Genomic DNA, 15,469 nt, shown 5'->3' with positions numbered 1-15,469 from the left:
TGCTCATGGAGCGAACAGTGATTACCTCATCGACCGTTGTAAATTCAGTCGTAGAAAAGCTTCGGGCCGCACTGGCCCGCGGTCAGTGGCGCTCCGGCGAAATGCTCCCGGGGCAGCGTGAGCTGGCCGAACAGTTGGGCATCAGCCGCCCGAGCCTGCGTGAAGCCGTCATCGTCCTGGAAACCCTCGGCCTGGTGCGCTCCATGCCGGGCAAAGGCGTGGTGGTGCTGGATGCGAATATCAACGACAGCCAAAGCCACGACAGCGCCGTGGCCGGGGCGAGCCTGGAAGATGTCCTGCAACTGCGCTACACCCTTGAGCCGTTCATCGTCGGCCTGGTGGCGCAGTCCATCAGCAGCAAGGAAGTCGGGCAACTGCGCCTGACCCTGATGGACATGCGTGAAGCCCTGGAAGCCAACGACAGCGAAGCCGGCGTGAATGCCTACATCGCGTTCCATGAAGAGCTGTTCACGCTGACGTCGAACCCGATTTTCCAGAGCGTGGTCCAGCAGACCAGCAATGCCCTCAAGCAGAGCGCCGACGTGTTGCGCAACTCCCCGGAACACCTGGCAGAACGCCTTGAAGAAAACGAAGCAGTGGTGCGAGCGATCCGCAGCAAGAACAGCGCCCAGGCCAGCGCCGAGATGCGCCGGCACATTTTGCGCGAAGGTCAGCGCATGGGCATCGAACTGAATATTCCGGACGACAACCTCGGCAGTTGAATCCGCTTCAAATTGGAGACAGGCCATGAACAGCTTCGCCTCGCCACAGACTCTTGTTGCCCTGCCCTTTGCCCCGGCGGTAGAGGATCTGTACTCACGGGTGCTCGATGCCATTCTCGAACAGCGCCTCGACACGACCAGTCGCTTTACCGAAGAAAGCCTGGCGCAGATGTTTGGTGTTCGACGCAGCGCCATCCGTGGCGTGCTGACGCAGCTGTCCCACCAGCAGGTCATTGTCCTTCGGGCCAACCATCGACCTCGTGTCGCGCAGCTGAATGCCGAGCAAGCCCGGCAGGCGTTGCATGCCCGGCGACTGACCGAGCTCATGCTGGTGAGGCTGGCCTGCCAGCGACCCTGCCCGCTTGCCTTGGAGCGCTTACGAGCGCTGGTCGATACCGAGCGCCAATGCGCCGAGCATGGCCGGGCGATTCGCCTGTCGGGGGAGTTTCACCTGCAGTTGGCAGAAATGGCGGGCAACGCTCCGCTAGCGCATTTTCTCGGCAACCTGGTGCCTTTGACCTCATTGGCGATTGCGCAGTTTAACGCAGCTTTAGAGGACTATTGCGTTTGGCAACTGCACGAGAAAATAGTGGATGCGCTCACGCGTCGAGATACCGCGATGGCGGTGATGCTACTGAACCGTCACTTGGATCATCTGGAGGCGGTTTTGCTGAACGCTCAACCGCACTCCGACCAGAAGCGTATTGCCGGTTAGCCCGCCGCCACTCGCGCGAACCCTTGGCGAATCTTTTCCTGCGGCAAATCGTCGGCAATGAACACGATCACGCTTTCACGGGTTTCATCGGCCGCCCACTCCGTGTCCCAGTCGAAGCCGTAAAGTTTCAGCACACCCTGAAACACCATGCGGCGCGGCTCGCCGAGGATGTTCAAGACGCCTTTGTAGCGCAGCAGTTGTTTGCCGTGCTCCTCCAGCAGCTCGTTCATGAACTCGCTGAGTTTGTCGATATCCAGCGGTTTTTCGGTGCGCAGCACCAGGCTGGAAATACGGTCGATGGACGGTGCCTGGCTCACTGGACGCAAACTCACGCCGCCGCCCAGATCGGCGTTGAGGTTGAAGCCACGCACATCGAGCAGCTCGGCCAGGTCGATCTTGCCGTGGTCGACCACACGAATCGGCGCACGACGATTGATACGGGTCAGGCGCTCGCTCAACGCCGTGAATGCAGGTTCGTCCACCAGATCACGCTTGCTCACCAGCAAACGATCGGCGAAACCGATCTGCGCCTGGGCGATGGTCTGGGTCAGGTGCTGTTCGGCGTGCGCCGCGTCCACCAAGGTTATGATGCCGTCGAGGATGTAGCGCTCGCGCAGCTCCTCGTCGATGAAGAAAGTTTGTGCCACCGGAGCCGGGTCGGCGAGGCCGGTGCATTCGATCACCAGGCGATCAAAGGCGATCTCGCCGCTGTCGAGGCGTTCGAGCAGCAGGTACAAGGCCTTGGTCAGGTCGGTGTGAATGGTGCAACAGACGCAGCCGTTGGCCAATGTCATGACCTGTACCGGCTCGTCACCCAACAGCTGGGTGTCGATACCGGCATCGCTGAACTCGTTTTCGATCACGGCGATTTTCAGGCCGTGCTCGGCCTTGAGCAGATAGCGCAACAGCGTGGTTTTACCTGCGCCGAGAAAACCGCTGAGGATGGTTACCGGAATTGGAGAGGACACGCTAAATCTCCTGTCGTAATGAAATGAAAGAAAAACACAAAACAAATGTGGGAGCGGGCCTGCTCGCGAAGAGGTCGTGTCAGTCGACATGAATGTTGAATGACACACCGCTTTCGCGAGCAAGCCCGCTCCCACAGGGTATTGCGTCAACCTGGCTGTTTAATCAACAGCACTTCGGCCCACCCTTGCCACCGTAGCGAGCCTCCTGGCGCTCGCGAAAGAACGCCTCGTAGCTCATCACCGGTTTGTCCGGATGCTTGCTTTGCATGTGCTCGACGTAATTGTCGTAGTCGGGCATGCCGACCATCAGGCGCGCGGCCTGACCGAGGTATTTACCGAGGCGACTCAGGTCATTGAACATGCTGCAATCCTCTGGTTACGCATCCGGCAGCGCCTGGAACGGCGATTCTTTATCCGTACGCTCTTTTTTACCCCAGGCGGCAATACCGACTTTGAGCGCATAGAACAGGATGCTGAACACCACGAACAGGAACAGCGCGGTCAGCGTGGCGTTGGTGTAGGCGTTGAAGATCACGTGCTGCATCTGAGTGATGTCCTTGGCCGGGGCGAGGATCTGGCCATTGGCCAGCGCATCGCTGTATTTTTTCGCCAGCGACAGGAAGCCGATGGCCGGGTTGGCGTCGAACAGCTTGATAAAGCCAGCGGTGGTGGTGCAGATCAGCAACCACACGGCAGGCAGCATGGTGACCCAGACGTAACGCTGGCGTTTCATCTTGATCAGCACCACGGTGCCGAGCATCAGCGCGATACCGGCCAGCATCTGGTTGGAGATGCCGAACAGCGGCCACAGGGTATTGATGCCACCCAGCGGATCGATCACGCCCTGGTACAGCAACCAGCCCCACATGGCCACGCAACCGGCGGTGGCGAGGAAGTTGGCTGCCCAGGACTCGGTACGTTTGAGCGCCGGCACGAAGGAACCGAGCAAGTCCTGCAGCATGAAACGCCCGGCGCGAGTACCGGCGTCCACCGCGGTCAGGATGAACAGCGCTTCGAACAGGATCGCAAAGTGATACCAGAACGCCATGGTGTTTTCACCCGGCAGCACACTGTGCAGGATCTGCGCGATACCCACGGCCAGGGTCGGCGCACCGCCGGCACGGGCCAGGATGGTGGTTTCACCGATGTCCTTGGCCACCGCTTGCAGGGCTTCGGGAGTAATCGCAAAACCCCAGTTGCTGACTGCGGTCGCGACGGCCACCACATCACCGCCGACCACGGCCGCCGGGCTGTTCATGGCGAAGTACACGCCCGGCTCGATCACCGAGGCCGCGACCATGGCCATGATCGCCACGAAGGATTCCATCAGCATGCCGCCGTAACCGATGTAACGGGCGTTAACCTCGTTATCGAGCAGCTTTGGCGTGGTACCGGAAGAGATCAGCGCGTGGAAACCCGACACGGCGCCACAGGCAATGGTGATGAACAGGAACGGGAACAGTCCGCCCTTCCACACCGGCCCCGTACCATCGATGAACTGGGTCAGCGCCGGCATTTTCAGCTCAGGCATGGTGATCAGGATGCCGATCGCCAAAGCGACGATGGTACCGATCTTGAGGAAGGTCGACAGGTAGTCACGCGGTGCCAGGATCAGCCATACCGGCAAAGAGGCTGCCACGAAACCGTAACCAATCAGCATCCAGGTAATCTGCACACCAGTGAAGGTAAAGGCCTTGGCCCACACCGGGTCTGCGGCGATCTGCCCGCCCAGCCAGATCGAACCCAGCAGCAACAGCACGCCGATCACCGATATTTCGCCGATGCGACCCGGACGGATGTAGCGCATGTAGATGCCCATGAACATCGCGATCGGGATGGTCGCCATGACCGTGAAGATCCCCCACGGGCTCTCGGCCAGGGCCTTGACCACGATCAGCGCCAGCACCGCGAGGATGATGATCATGATCAGGAAGCAGCCGAACAGCGCAATGGTGCCGGGGATGCGGCCCATTTCTTCGCGGACCATGTCGCCCAGGGAGCGGCCGTTGCGGCGGGTGGACATGAACAGGACCATGAAGTCCTGCACGGCACCGGCCAGCACCACGCCGGCAATCAGCCACAGCGTGCCGGGCAGGTAGCCCATCTGCGCCGCCAGTACCGGACCGACCAGCGGTCCCGCGCCGGCGATGGCCGCGAAGTGGTGACCGAAGAGAATATGCTTGTTGGTCGGGACATAATCCAGACCGTCATTGTTGAGCACGGCCGGGGTAGCCCGTCGCGCATCGAGCTGCATGACATTGTTAGCGATAAACAGACTGTAGTAACGATACGCCACCAGATAGATGGCCACGGAAGCAACCACAATCCACAAAGCGTTGATCGCCTCACCTCGGCGCAGTGCCACCACGCTCAGGGCGCACGCCCCAACGATTGCCAGCAGCAGCCAGGGTAAGTGGCGTAGCGGGCTATTATTATTTTTCATTTTATTATTCCAGCCAGAGTGGACAAGAAAGACAGCCACCTCGAGTTTAGCTCGCCTGACAGCAAAGGCCATACCCCGACATTGGTCTAGACACCTGCTGGCGCTGGCAGCCTTTTGCAAGGCCGGTCTATAGTCAGCGTACATTTCCGAGGATCGCGCCATGAGCGAGCACCCTACCGAACGTCGCCGCTTCAAACGTATTGCGTTCGATGCCAGAACCGAGCTGAGCCAAGGCGCGTTCATCTGGCCGGTGAAGCTGATCGATCTGTCGCTCAAGGGCTTGCTGATCGAGCGACCGGAGCCGTGGCTTGGCAACGGGCAGCAGGATTTTTCTGTCGACATCCATTTGAGCGAAGACAACCACATCGCCATGGATGTGCAATTGACCCATGAAGACAATGGTCAATTGGGTTTCGTGTGCAGGCACATCAGCCTGGAGTCCATTGAACGCCTGCGGCGATTGATTGAATTCAATCTGGGCAATCCGCAGGAGCTTGAACGCGAACTGGGCGCGCTCATCGAAATCTGATTCCCCCCCTGTAGGAGAGAGCATGCTCGCGATGGACGTCAACGATGACGCGGGCTATCTGAATGAGCGCGTGATCCAAACGTTTTTTGCGAGCAGGCTCGTTCCTACAGAGGATTGGTGTTATTCGAACAGGGCGTCGAGGGCCTGCTCCAGACGGGTGACCGCGATGATCTGCAAACCCGCAGGCGGCTCTTTCGGCGCATTGCCCTTGGGCACGATGGCACGTTTGAAGCCATGCTTTGCCGCTTCCTTCAAGCGCTCCTGACCACTTGGCACCGGCCGCACTTCGCCGGAAAGGCCAACCTCACCAAATACCAGCAGATCATGGGGCAGCGGCCGGTTGCGCAAACTGGACATGACGGCTGCCATCAAAGCCAGGTCAGATGCCGTTTCCAGTACTTTCACCCCTCCGACCACGTTGAGGAACACATCCTGATCGTGGGTGGGTATGCCGCCATGCCGATGCAGAACTGCCAATAACATTGCCAGCCGGTTCTGATCCAGACCCAGGGTTACCCTGCGTGGATTGGCCAGGTGACTGTCATCTACCAGCGCTTGGACTTCCACCAACATCGGCCGCGTGCCTTCCCATGTCGCCATGACCACACTGCCCGGGACTTCTTCCTGCGCACGGGTCAGAAAAATAGCCGAAGGATTGGAGACTTCTTTCAGGCCCTTGTCGGTCATGCCGAACACGCCCAGTTCGTTAACCGCACCGAAACGGTTCTTAACCGCCCGCAACAGGCGCAGGCGCCCGTCTGATTCGCCTTCAAAATACAACACGGTGTCGACCATGTGTTCCAGTACGCGGGGCCCCGCCAGCGCGCCCTCCTTGGTCACATGCCCCACCAGGAAAATCGCGGTGCCACTCTGCTTGGCGTAACGCACCAACAGCGCCGCACTCTCACGAACCTGGGACACACCGCCCGGTGCGGATTGCAGTTGCTCGGTGAAAATCGTCTGGATCGAGTCGATCACCATGACCCGGGGCTTTTCCACCCGAGCGGTAGCAATGATGGTTTCTATGCAGGTTTCGGTCATGACCCGCAGCTGATCCTGTGGCAGCCCCAGGCGTCGGGCGCGCATGGCCACCTGTTGCTGCGACTCTTCACCCGTGACATACAGTGCCGGCATGCTCTTGGCGAGATTGCACAAGGTTTGCAAGAGAATGGTGGATTTGCCAATTCCCGGATCACCGCCGATCAGCACCACCGAGCCATCCACCAGGCCACCACCGAGTACCCGGTCAAGCTCACTGGAAGCCGTGGAAAAGCGCGGGACCTCCTCGACACTGACTTCAGCCAGGGTCTTGATTTGCGCCTGCTGACCGGTCCAGCCAGTGCGACCGCTGGGTGCCGCTGCCCCGCCGCTCTCCACCATGGTTTCGGTGAGTGTGTTCCAGGCGCCGCACTCACCACATTGACCGGCCCACTTGGGAAAGGTTGAACCGCACTCAGTGCAGCCGTACATGCGCTTGGCCTTGGCCATCTGAACTCCCGGCAAAAACCGCGATAATAGCTCAGGTCAGCCGCCGCGGTGCGTTGCGATTGATGCCGGCCTGTCTTGAATGAGTAGTTTCAATTCAACGCTGTAAATCTTGCTCAACAAGATTTTAAACACAAACTACACACACAACATAAGGTCCAAACACAGCTTACTTATACACAAATACCGGAAACATCTGCCGCTCCGTTAATAAGCACACAAAAAAACTTGTACAAACACTAACCAATAATTACTTAAACGTACAACAACAGCATGTTGAGAATCGTCACACAAATATTATCATCTGCTTTGGGAACCGAGTGTTTCTATCCAATGGAAACACCGTCTAAAAATGACAACCAGATGACAGGTGCTGCAATAAACAAAGCCAAATCACACAGTGTAAATTATTGCGACCTTCTCGCCCTTCACTCGCCAGATCGCCAAATCCCAGAGGCGGCCGATAAGCAATGATGACGTCTGGAGAGGCGGCATTGTGTAAACTTTTTGCCAATGCTCCGGTCCTTTGCAGGCGAACCTCGCACGCAGTCGTTTCGAGCAGGATGCGATTTGCTGATTTACACTGCGTTCACCAACCTCATCTGTAACAAGGAAATGACCTATGGGCGTGTTAAACGAGTTCAAGGCCTTCGCGGTCAAAGGCAATGTGATCGACATGGCCGTCGGTATCATCATCGGCGCTGCTTTCGGCAAGATCGTGACTTCGTTTGTCGGCGATGTGATCATGCCCCCCATTGGCTTGCTGATCGGCGGCGTGGACTTCAGTGACCTGGCCATTACACTCAAGGCTGCCCAAGGCGATGCTCCGGCGGTGGTCCTGGCGTACGGTAAATTCATCCAGACCCTGATCGACTTCGTCATCGTCGCGTTTGCGATCTTCATGGGCGTCAAGGCCATCAATCGCCTCAAGCGCGAAGAAGCCGTCGCACCCACCCTGCCGCCGGTTCCGACCAAGGAAGAAGAGTTACTCGGTGAGATTCGCGATTTGCTCCGGGCCCAGAACAATCGACCCTGAATCAAACGGCGCTTGAAAGGCGCCGTTTTTTTTACCAGAAATTTTCCACTGCCACCTGACCGGGCCGCCGGCTGAGGCTCAAGTGCATGTCGCGCTGCTTGAGCAATTTGCGCGTGTCTTCGATCATTTGCGGGTTTCCGCACAACATCACCCGCGAATGTTCTGGCGTCAGCGCCACGCCAGCCACCCGCTCCAGTTCACCGTTTTCAATCAAGGTGGTGATCCGTCCGTTGAGGGCACCCGGATGCCGCTCGCGGGTCACCGTGTTGATCAACTGCAGTTTGTTGGCAAATTCCTTCAAATAATCACGCTGCGCCAAGCCTGCGATCAGCGCTTGATAAGCCAGCTCCCTGGTTTCCCGGACGCTATACACCAGGATGATTCGCTCGAATTTTTCCCAGACCTCGAAGTCCTGCAGGATCGATAGAAACGGCGCCAGACCTGTACCGGTGGATAACAACCACAAATCACGCCCATCGACGAAACGGTCGAGTGTCAGGTACCCGAACGCCTGCCGATCGACCAACAGCGTATCGCCAATGCCCAGCCGGCTGAGCTCACTGGTGAATTCGCCGCCGGGTACGACAATGGAAAAGAACTCGAGAAACTCGTCATAGGGTGAAGACACCATCGAATAGGCGCGCCACACCGTACTGCCATCAGCCTTGATCACACCCAGCCGGGCGAATTGCCCTGCGCGAAAGCGAAAACCTGCATCCCGTGTGGCGCGCAGAGTGAACAGGTTCGGCGTCAATGGCTGGACGTCGAGCAAGGTCTGGCGGGTAAATTTCTCTTCACTGGCGGTCATGGGGTGCTCCCTTCAACACATAGTCGCAGTGTCTCGCAAAGTGGCCGCCAGAAACACCGGCGATTTGTGGTGTCTTTAGCGTACGCGTTATCGAATGCGACTATATGCCAGCCACTTTATCCACCCCCTAACTAACCAGTTAATGATCACCAGCCAAAACGCCACTATATTAACATCGACATTTAATAACCACTTGCCACTCCAATACCATTTTAGAACTATATCCGATGTTATAACCCAATCCAAAAACCAAAAAGTTCTCACAACTCCGTAAGAAACATCCTACACTGCGCTCCTTGGACCTTGAATCTTGGATCCAGCATTCGAACCAATATGCTTTGGAGTTGAACAATGGAACGGTGGAAGGAATCACAGCTCAGACAGATAGCCAGCGCAACAGAGGTCGACATCGCTTACCAAGGGGCACTCAGCTTCGCGAAAAACATTGGATATAAATTTTTCGAATTTTCAGCTACTTATACAACCAAACCGGATCAACTAAATACACTGAAACTCAATAATTACCCCGCAAGCTGGAATAACGAATATGAACAGAAACAACTCCGAGACGTTGACCCAGTAGTGGCTCATTGCAATCAAAGTATGCTGCCCATCCTTTGGAGTGAAGAGCTTTTTTCCAAGATCCCTTCGATGTGGGAAGCACTCGGGTTGCATGGAATCCAGCACGGCTGGTCGCAATCGGTGCATGACGATGAAAGCGGTTTGTGCAGCATCCTGAGCCTGGCCAGGAGTCATTGTCCAATCAGTGCATTTGAGCTGTACGAGATGCTGGGCTTTTCCGTCTTCATCGCCCGGCATCTGCACGCATTGGTTGCACAAACGCTTCCCAAGCGGGGCCCAAAACCGGCTGCCGCACATTTGTCGCTGCGGGAAATTGACGTACTGAAACTTGCCGCCGATGGAAAGACGGCCGAAGAGAGCGCCAGGATCCTCAATCTCAGTGCGCGTACCATCAATTTCCATGTGCGCAGTGCGATTGACAAACTGGGTGTCAATAACAAGATTTCAGCCGTCATTGCCGCGGTCAAGGCCGGTTATCTCGGCAGCGGTGCGATGCGCTGATCACAAAACCTGCGAGTAATCCAAAAGAAAAAAACGTAACATTTGCATCCCCCTTGAGTGATGACGTGTAGAAAGTCATGTCGCAGTTCACTCGCAGGATCCCACCCGCAACAACGCCTCAGGGCCGCGGAACATCTTTGTCCATCTATCAGAGTCTCCTGCCCGATGCCCTTGCTCGAAACCCCGTTCGCCCAGCTCGACCTGATCCGCCAGCCCGAACAGCAAAACGAACCACTGCAAGCCTTTGATGCTGCAGATGAGTACCTGCTCAATCACCTGGCTGAACAACTGCCCACGGCGACTACGCGGGTGCTCGTGCTGAACGACAGTTTTGGTGCATTGGCCGTCAGCCTGGCAGGCAAGGTCAATGTGACCAGCAGCGGCGATTCGTTCCTGGCCTTGCAGGGCCTGGAAAAGAACCTGGCCCGTAATGGCCAGGCGTTTGACGCTGTGCCTCACGTACCGGCCAGCGAACCTTTCACCGGGCCATTCGACAGGGTCCTGCTCCGGGTGCCGAAGACCCTGGCATTACTGGAAGAACAACTGATCCGCCTGCAAGGCCAATTGGCTCCGGGCGCCCAGGTGATTGCCGGGGCAATGATCAAGCACCTGCCGCGCGCAGCCGGTGATCTGCTCGAACGCTACATCGGCCCGGTGCAAGCTTCGCTGGCGGTAAAGAAAGCCCGTCTGCTGATCGCCACGTCTCAAGCCAAAGCCACCGTCGTATCCCCCTACCCGACCCGCTATCGACTCGATGAGCCTGCGATCGAACTGATCAATCATGCCAACGTGTTCTGCCGTGAAGGCCTGGACATCGGCACGCGAGCCTTCTTGCCGCATTTGCCGAAGAACCTCGGCAGCGCAAGGGTCGCCGATCTCGGTTGCGGTAACGGCGTGCTAGCCATCGCCAGTGCCCTGCAAAACCCGCAAGCGCACTACACGCTGGTAGACGAATCCTTCATGGCAGTGCAATCGGCCGCCGAAAACTGGCGCGCCACGCTGGGTGAGCGGGAAGTGATCGTGCGGGCTGGCGATGGCCTGGCGGGGCAGGAGCCCCAGTCGCTGGATGTGGTGCTGTGCAATCCACCGTTCCACCAACAACAGGTCGTCGGCGACTTCCTCGCCTGGCGGATGTTCCAGCAGGCCCGGGAGGCGCTGGTGGTGGGCGGAGCGCTGTACATCGTCGGCAACCGTCATTTGGGCTATCACAGCAAATTGGCGCGGTTGTTCCGCGGGGTCGAGCAAGTGGCAGCCACCCCGAAATTCGTGATCCTCAAGGCGCGCAAATAACGCGCAAGAAAAACCCTCCAGCTCGGGAGGGTTTAATTGCGAACCTGGAGGCTGCGCGATGGGATGTCGATTGTTTCAGTGAGTGCTAAGGCCTGCGGCGTTCATGAACATCCGCATCAGGCTGGCCACAATGAACAGCGCACCGACGCTGCCAGCCCAGATCATGGCCAACCAGCCGAGCCGCTGCCACAGCGGTTTTTTTTCGGCTTGCTCAATGTCGCGCAGGGAATGTTTACCGGTCATTGCTGCGATCTCCTTGCGATCGATGGCGCCGTGGCCGACGCCAACGCGGGTGCGTGACTAGTGGTATCCGTCTTCATGGGTAACCTTGCCGCGGAACACGTAATAGCTCCAGAAGGTGTAACCCAGGATGAACGGGATGATGAACAACGTGCCCACCAGCATGAAGCCTTGGCTTTGCGGTGGTGCCGCAGCGTCCCAGATGGAGATCGACGGCGGCACGATGTTCGGCCACAGGCTGATTCCCAGGCCGCTGTAGCCGAGAAAGATCAGCACCAGTGTCAGCAGGAATGGCGTGTAGTGCGCGTTGCGGGCCACGGCACGGATCAGGCCATAAAGCGTCACCAGTACCAGGATCGGCACGGGCAGGAACCAGAACAGGTTGGGCAAGGTAAACCAGCGGGCAGCGATCTCGGCGTGGGCCAGAGGGGTCCAGATGCTGACGATACCGATCACCGCCAACAACACGAACGCCAAGGGTCGCGCCAAGTCGTGCATCTGTTCCTGCAACTTGCCCTCTGTCTTCATGATCAGCCAGGTACAACCCAGTAGCGCATACGCCACCACCAGTGCAGCGCCGCAAAACAGGGTGAAGGGTGTCAGCCAATCCAGCGAGCCGCCGGCAAACTGCCGGTTTACCACCGGCAAGCCATCGATGAATGCCCCCAGTGCAACACCCTGGAAGAACGTTGCGGCAATCGAGCCACCGATGAACGCCTTGTCCCACAGGTGACGCTTGTCATCCTTGGCCTTGAAGCGAAACTCGAACGCCACGCCGCGGAAAATCAGCCCGATCAGCATGAAAATCAGCGGTAGATACAATGCTGAGAGCACCACCGAATAGGCCAGCGGGAAAGCCCCGAACAATGCCGCACCACCCAGTACCAGCCAGGTTTCGTTGCCGTCCCAGACCGGGGCCACGGTGTTCATCATAACGTCGCGGTCGGTCTTGCCGGGTATGAACGGAAAGAGAATGCCGATGCCCAGGTCAAATCCATCCATGACCACGTACATCATGATGCCGAAGATGATGATCACGGCCCAGATCAGCGGAAGATCAATACCCATGATTCAAATCTCCTTGGTCACGATGGGGTCGGCGTCGACTTGCTCGTCGTCGGCTGCGGACAAAGGTCGGGCGGGTGTGCGTTTCTTGCCGGGGCCACCTTCAGTGGTTTCCTTGCCTTCGTCGATCTTCGGCCCCTTGCGCACCAGGCGCATCATGTAGCCGAGGCCGGCACCGAACAGGGCGAAATACACCACGACGAACAGGATCAGGGTGATGCTCATCTGCATCACGCTATGGTTTGACGACGCATCCGCCGTGCGCATCAATCCGTAGACGACCCAAGGCTGACGGCCGATTTCAGTGGTGAACCAGCCCGCGAGGATCGCAATCAGGCCGGACGGCCCCATCCACAACGCCAGGTAAAGGAACGGCCGCGAGGTGTAGAGCGTGTCGCGTTTACGCAACCACAGGCTCCACAGACCGGTGAAGATCATCAGGAACCCCAGGCCGACCATGATCCGGAACGACCAGAACACGATGGTCGAATTCGGTCGGTCCTCGGGTGGAAACTCCTTGAGCGCCGGCACCTGCTTGTCCAGCGAGTGAGTCAGGATCAGGCTGCCCAGGTACGGAATCTCGACGGCGAACTTGGTTTTCTCCTCTTTCATGTCCGGCCAGCCGAACAGGATCAGCGGAGTCGCCTCGTTTCCGTGGTTCTCCCAGTGCCCCTCGATCGCAGCGATTTTTGCCGGCTGATGTTTCAGTGTGTTGAGACCATGGAAGTCCCCTATAACGGCCTGGATCGGCGCGACGATCAGTGCCATCCACATCGCCATGGACAGCATCTTGCGGATTGCCGGGTTGTCCTTGCCGCGCAACAGGTGCCAGGCCGCCGAGGAGCCGACGAAGAATGCTGTCGCAACGAAGGCCGCCGTGGCCATGTGCATCAGGCGATAAGGGAAAGACGGGTTGAAGATCACCGCCAGCCAGTCGGTCGGAATGACCTGGCCATTGACGATTTCAAAGCCCTGCGGGGTCTGCATCCAGCTGTTGGAGGCGAGGATCCAGAAGGTCGAGATCAGCGTGCCGATGGCAACCATGACCGTGGCGAAGAAGTGCAAGCCGCGCCCGACCTTGTTCCAGCCGAACAGCATGACGCCGAGGAATCCGGCTTCGAGGAAGAAAGCCGTAAGCACTTCATAGGTCAGCAGCGGCCCGGTCACCGAGCCGGCGAAGTCCGAGAAACGGCTCCAGTTGGTGCCGAACTGATAGGCCATGACCAGTCCCGAGACCACACCCATGCCGAAATTGACGGCAAAGATCTTCGACCAGAAATGGTAGAGGTCGCGGTAGGTGTCGTTATGGGTTTTCAGCCACAAGCCTTCGAGTACCGCCAGGTAACTCGCCAGGCCGATGGTGATGGCTGGGAACAGGATGTGGAACGAGATAGTGAACGCGAACTGAATTCGGGCGAGATCAAGTGCCTCTAAACCGAACATAAGTCTTCCTCTGTCAGGTAGTACGGCTGCGGGCTCGAAGCCTGCACCCACGGCCCCCACGGATATGGAGTGTGGCGAATCTCTATTTGTTCTTTTTTTGCACGCATCACAACGCAGGGAGTCTGGCCAACCGGCCGCCGGATCAATTCCTTTTGTGGGTTTTGATCTGGATCAAGCAACGATGAAAGAGTAGTCCCATTTGCGAGGTTGACCCGCGTGGTCTTTTGCCGCGTGACAAGTTGCCTCACGGCTTCAGAAACAGATTGAAATGAATGTCCAAGGAGCCGTTGGCAAACGGCTGGCGAAATCGATGCTTGGCTAACGAATTTTTTTCCCATGGCAACTTCCTGTTACAGCTTGGTGATAACCTCGCCTTTTCCCTTCCAAGACTTGCCTTCAAATGCCGAGCCAAGAGCCCTTGCTGTTACGTCGCCATCGCCCTTTCATCGCCTTCTGGCTAGCCCGGGTCTTTACCGCCAGCGGCTTTCAGATGCTCACCGTGGCCATTGGCTGGAACCTCTACCAACTGACCGGCAACGTACTTGACCTGGGCCTGGTCGGGCTCGTGGAGTTCGCACCGCGGGTGCTATTCATGCTGCACACCGGGCATGTCGCCGATCGCTACGATCGACGCAAGGTCGCGGCCATCTGCCAGTCGCTGCAAGCGCTGATCGCCCTGTCACTGGCGATCGGCAGCGCTACCGACCATGTCACCCGGGAAATGATCTTCATCCTCGCGTTCCTGCTCGGCGCCGCACGTTCCTTCGAAATGCCGACCACTCAAGCCTTGCTGCCAAGCATCGTGCCCAGTGCACTGTTCCCCCGCGCCGTGGCCGCCGCGCAATCGGCCCAGCAATCGGCAACCATCGTCGCCCCGGCACTCGGTGGTTTGCTCTACGCCTTCGGCAGCGTATGGGTGTACGGCCCGACGGTGATCCTGTACATCATTGCCTGCGCGCTGATGCTCAACCTGCCCGCCCGGCAAACGCCCCTGAACAAGGGCAAGGCCACTTTGGACTCACTGTTGGCAGGTATCCGTTTCATCCGCAGTCGCCCGGACATTCTCGGGGCCATTTCCCTTGACCTGTTCGCGGTCCTGCTGGGAGGTGCGACCGCGTTGCTGCCGGTGTTTGCCAAGGACATTCTGTTGACCGGGCCCTGGGGGTTGGGCCTGTTGCGATCGGCACCGGCGGTGGGCGCGTTGCTGATGTCGCTGTTCCTGGCGCGGTTTGCGGTGGAACGCAATGTCGGGCGGGTAATGTTCACCGCTGTGGGCGTGTTCGGCGTGGCGACGATCGCCTTCGGCCTGTCGACCTCGTTCTGGTTTTCCCTCGCCGTCCTGGTGGTGCTGGGCGCCGCCGACATGATCAGCATGGTGATCCGCGCATCCTTCGTGCAACTGGAAACCCCAGACGAAATGCGCGGCCGGGTGAGCGCCGTGAATGGCCTGTTCATCGGCGCTTCAAACCAGTTGGGCGAATTCGAATCCGGCCTGACCGCCCACTGGTTCGGCACCGTGCCGGCAGTGGTCATGGGCGGTATCGGTACGTTGGTGGTGACAGGGACCTGGATCAAGCTATTCCCGACCCTGGCCAACCGCGACCGGATGCATGTTCCGGTGGAAGAGGTGAAGGCCTGAGGC

At 58.3% G+C, this 15,469-nt stretch carries 15 protein-coding genes; 7 read left to right on the top strand and 8 right to left on the bottom strand.

Annotated elements, in window-relative coordinates:
• Nucleotides 1-17 precede the first annotated feature (17 nt).
• Together QLG10_RS07110 and QLG10_RS07105 are read left to right on the top strand one after the other, a co-directional pair.
• Nucleotides 18-722 (top strand): FadR/GntR family transcriptional regulator, encoded by a 705-nt coding sequence (locus QLG10_RS07110; protein ID WP_110751019.1) that lies wholly within the window; start codon nucleotides 18-20, stop codon nucleotides 720-722.
• A 25-nt stretch (nucleotides 723-747) separates the two neighbouring features.
• Entirely contained in the window at nucleotides 748-1,437 is a 690-nt protein-coding gene (locus QLG10_RS07105; RefSeq protein ID WP_282486402.1) for a GntR family transcriptional regulator, read from the top strand.
• On the opposite strand, the gene yjiA is transcribed toward QLG10_RS07105, so the two are convergent.
• From yjiA to QLG10_RS07090, 3 genes are all read right to left on the bottom strand, one after another.
• Nucleotides 1,434-2,405 (bottom strand): GTPase, encoded by a 972-nt coding sequence (gene yjiA, locus QLG10_RS07100; protein WP_110751015.1) that lies wholly within the window; start codon nucleotides 2,403-2,405, stop codon nucleotides 1,434-1,436. The genes QLG10_RS07105 and yjiA overlap by 4 nt on opposite strands.
• A gap of 163 nt (nucleotides 2,406-2,568) precedes the next feature.
• Nucleotides 2,569-2,766: a YbdD/YjiX family protein gene (locus tag QLG10_RS07095; protein ID WP_008058222.1), complete on the bottom strand. Its 198-nt coding sequence runs from the start codon at nucleotides 2,764-2,766 to the stop codon at nucleotides 2,569-2,571.
• Nucleotides 2,767-2,781: 15 nt separating this feature from the next.
• Nucleotides 2,782-4,848 (bottom strand): carbon starvation CstA family protein, encoded by a 2,067-nt coding sequence (locus QLG10_RS07090; RefSeq protein ID WP_282486399.1) that lies wholly within the window; start codon nucleotides 4,846-4,848, stop codon nucleotides 2,782-2,784.
• A gap of 160 nt (nucleotides 4,849-5,008) precedes the next feature.
• Between QLG10_RS07090 and QLG10_RS07085 the strand changes: the two genes are divergently transcribed.
• The gene (locus QLG10_RS07085; protein WP_282486397.1) at nucleotides 5,009-5,377 is read left to right on the top strand and encodes a PilZ domain-containing protein; all 369 of its coding nucleotides are present in this window, start codon (nucleotides 5,009-5,011) and stop codon (nucleotides 5,375-5,377) included.
• A gap of 120 nt (nucleotides 5,378-5,497) precedes the next feature.
• On the opposite strand, the gene radA is transcribed toward QLG10_RS07085, so the two are convergent.
• Nucleotides 5,498-6,865 (bottom strand): DNA repair protein RadA, encoded by a 1,368-nt coding sequence (gene radA / locus QLG10_RS07080; protein ID WP_020798677.1) that lies wholly within the window; start codon nucleotides 6,863-6,865, stop codon nucleotides 5,498-5,500.
• Nucleotides 6,866-7,484: 619 nt separating this feature from the next.
• On the opposite strand from radA, the gene mscL reads away from it, so the two are divergent.
• Nucleotides 7,485-7,898, top strand: a complete 414-nt coding sequence (gene mscL, locus QLG10_RS07075) for a large-conductance mechanosensitive channel protein MscL (RefSeq protein ID WP_110751009.1) — start codon at nucleotides 7,485-7,487, stop codon at nucleotides 7,896-7,898.
• A gap of 31 nt (nucleotides 7,899-7,929) precedes the next feature.
• On the opposite strand, the gene QLG10_RS07070 is transcribed toward mscL, so the two are convergent.
• Nucleotides 7,930-8,706, bottom strand: coding sequence for a ferredoxin--NADP reductase (locus QLG10_RS07070; protein WP_188264341.1), 777 nt, complete (start codon nucleotides 8,704-8,706; stop codon nucleotides 7,930-7,932).
• Between the two features lie 351 nt (nucleotides 8,707-9,057).
• Between QLG10_RS07070 and QLG10_RS07065 the strand changes: the two genes are divergently transcribed.
• Nucleotides 9,058-9,789: an autoinducer binding domain-containing protein gene (locus QLG10_RS07065; protein WP_188264342.1), complete on the top strand. Its 732-nt coding sequence runs from the start codon at nucleotides 9,058-9,060 to the stop codon at nucleotides 9,787-9,789.
• A gap of 165 nt (nucleotides 9,790-9,954) precedes the next feature.
• Complete coding sequence (locus QLG10_RS07060; protein ID WP_188264343.1) at nucleotides 9,955-11,079, top strand: methyltransferase; 1,125 nt, start codon at nucleotides 9,955-9,957, stop codon at nucleotides 11,077-11,079.
• 75 nt (nucleotides 11,080-11,154) lie between these two features.
• Here QLG10_RS07060 and QLG10_RS07055 read toward each other — a convergent pair whose 3' ends face one another.
• Genes QLG10_RS07055 through QLG10_RS07045 form a run of 3 tightly spaced genes read right to left on the bottom strand, consistent with a single transcriptional unit; the run spans nucleotide 11,155 to nucleotide 13,827 of the window.
• The gene (locus QLG10_RS07055) at nucleotides 11,155-11,322 is read right to left on the bottom strand and encodes a DUF2474 domain-containing protein (protein ID WP_110751002.1); all 168 of its coding nucleotides are present in this window, start codon (nucleotides 11,320-11,322) and stop codon (nucleotides 11,155-11,157) included.
• A gap of 57 nt (nucleotides 11,323-11,379) precedes the next feature.
• The gene (cydB, locus tag QLG10_RS07050) at nucleotides 11,380-12,387 is read right to left on the bottom strand and encodes a cytochrome d ubiquinol oxidase subunit II (RefSeq protein WP_110751000.1); all 1,008 of its coding nucleotides are present in this window, start codon (nucleotides 12,385-12,387) and stop codon (nucleotides 11,380-11,382) included.
• A 3-nt stretch (nucleotides 12,388-12,390) separates the two neighbouring features.
• Nucleotides 12,391-13,827, bottom strand: a complete 1,437-nt coding sequence (locus QLG10_RS07045) for a cytochrome ubiquinol oxidase subunit I (RefSeq protein ID WP_110750998.1) — start codon at nucleotides 13,825-13,827, stop codon at nucleotides 12,391-12,393.
• A gap of 400 nt (nucleotides 13,828-14,227) precedes the next feature.
• Between QLG10_RS07045 and QLG10_RS07040 the strand changes: the two genes are divergently transcribed.
• Nucleotides 14,228-15,466: an MFS transporter gene (locus tag QLG10_RS07040; protein WP_110750996.1), complete on the top strand. Its 1,239-nt coding sequence runs from the start codon at nucleotides 14,228-14,230 to the stop codon at nucleotides 15,464-15,466.
• The last annotated feature ends 3 nt before the right edge of the window (nucleotides 15,467-15,469 follow it).

Origin of the sequence: Pseudomonas sp. V98_8 (genome assembly GCF_029967975.1) — a bacterium.
In the GTDB taxonomy this organism is placed as follows: domain Bacteria; phylum Pseudomonadota; class Gammaproteobacteria; order Pseudomonadales; family Pseudomonadaceae; genus Aquipseudomonas; species Aquipseudomonas umsongensis.
Note: the sequence above shows the minus strand (reverse complement) of the source record. Positions and strands in the feature narration are given on the sequence as shown.

What these genes read in the sequence shown, in the direction of transcription:
- QLG10_RS07105 (WP_282486402.1), top strand. Translation starts at nt 748, where the DNA reads ATGAACAGCTTCGCCTCGCCACAGACTCTTGTTGCCCTGCCCTTTGCC.
- QLG10_RS07095 (WP_008058222.1), bottom strand. Translation starts at nt 2,766, where the DNA reads ATGTTCAATGACCTGAGTCGCCTCGGTAAATACCTCGGTCAGGCCGCG.
- QLG10_RS07090 (WP_282486399.1), bottom strand. Translation starts at nt 4,848, where the DNA reads ATGAAAAATAATAATAGCCCGCTACGCCACTTACCCTGGCTGCTGCTG.
- QLG10_RS07085 (WP_282486397.1), top strand. Translation starts at nt 5,009, where the DNA reads ATGAGCGAGCACCCTACCGAACGTCGCCGCTTCAAACGTATTGCGTTC.
- radA (WP_020798677.1), bottom strand. Translation starts at nt 6,865, where the DNA reads ATGGCCAAGGCCAAGCGCATGTACGGCTGCACTGAGTGCGGTTCAACC.
- mscL (WP_110751009.1), top strand. Translation starts at nt 7,485, where the DNA reads ATGGGCGTGTTAAACGAGTTCAAGGCCTTCGCGGTCAAAGGCAATGTG.
- QLG10_RS07070 (WP_188264341.1), bottom strand. Translation starts at nt 8,706, where the DNA reads ATGACCGCCAGTGAAGAGAAATTTACCCGCCAGACCTTGCTCGACGTC.
- QLG10_RS07065 (WP_188264342.1), top strand. Translation starts at nt 9,058, where the DNA reads ATGGAACGGTGGAAGGAATCACAGCTCAGACAGATAGCCAGCGCAACA.
- QLG10_RS07060 (WP_188264343.1), top strand. Translation starts at nt 9,955, where the DNA reads ATGCCCTTGCTCGAAACCCCGTTCGCCCAGCTCGACCTGATCCGCCAG.
- QLG10_RS07055 (WP_110751002.1), bottom strand. Translation starts at nt 11,322, where the DNA reads ATGACCGGTAAACATTCCCTGCGCGACATTGAGCAAGCCGAAAAAAAA.
- cydB (WP_110751000.1), bottom strand. Translation starts at nt 12,387, where the DNA reads ATGGGTATTGATCTTCCGCTGATCTGGGCCGTGATCATCATCTTCGGC.
- QLG10_RS07045 (WP_110750998.1), bottom strand. Translation starts at nt 13,827, where the DNA reads ATGTTCGGTTTAGAGGCACTTGATCTCGCCCGAATTCAGTTCGCGTTC.
- QLG10_RS07040 (WP_110750996.1), top strand. Translation starts at nt 14,228, where the DNA reads ATGCCGAGCCAAGAGCCCTTGCTGTTACGTCGCCATCGCCCTTTCATC.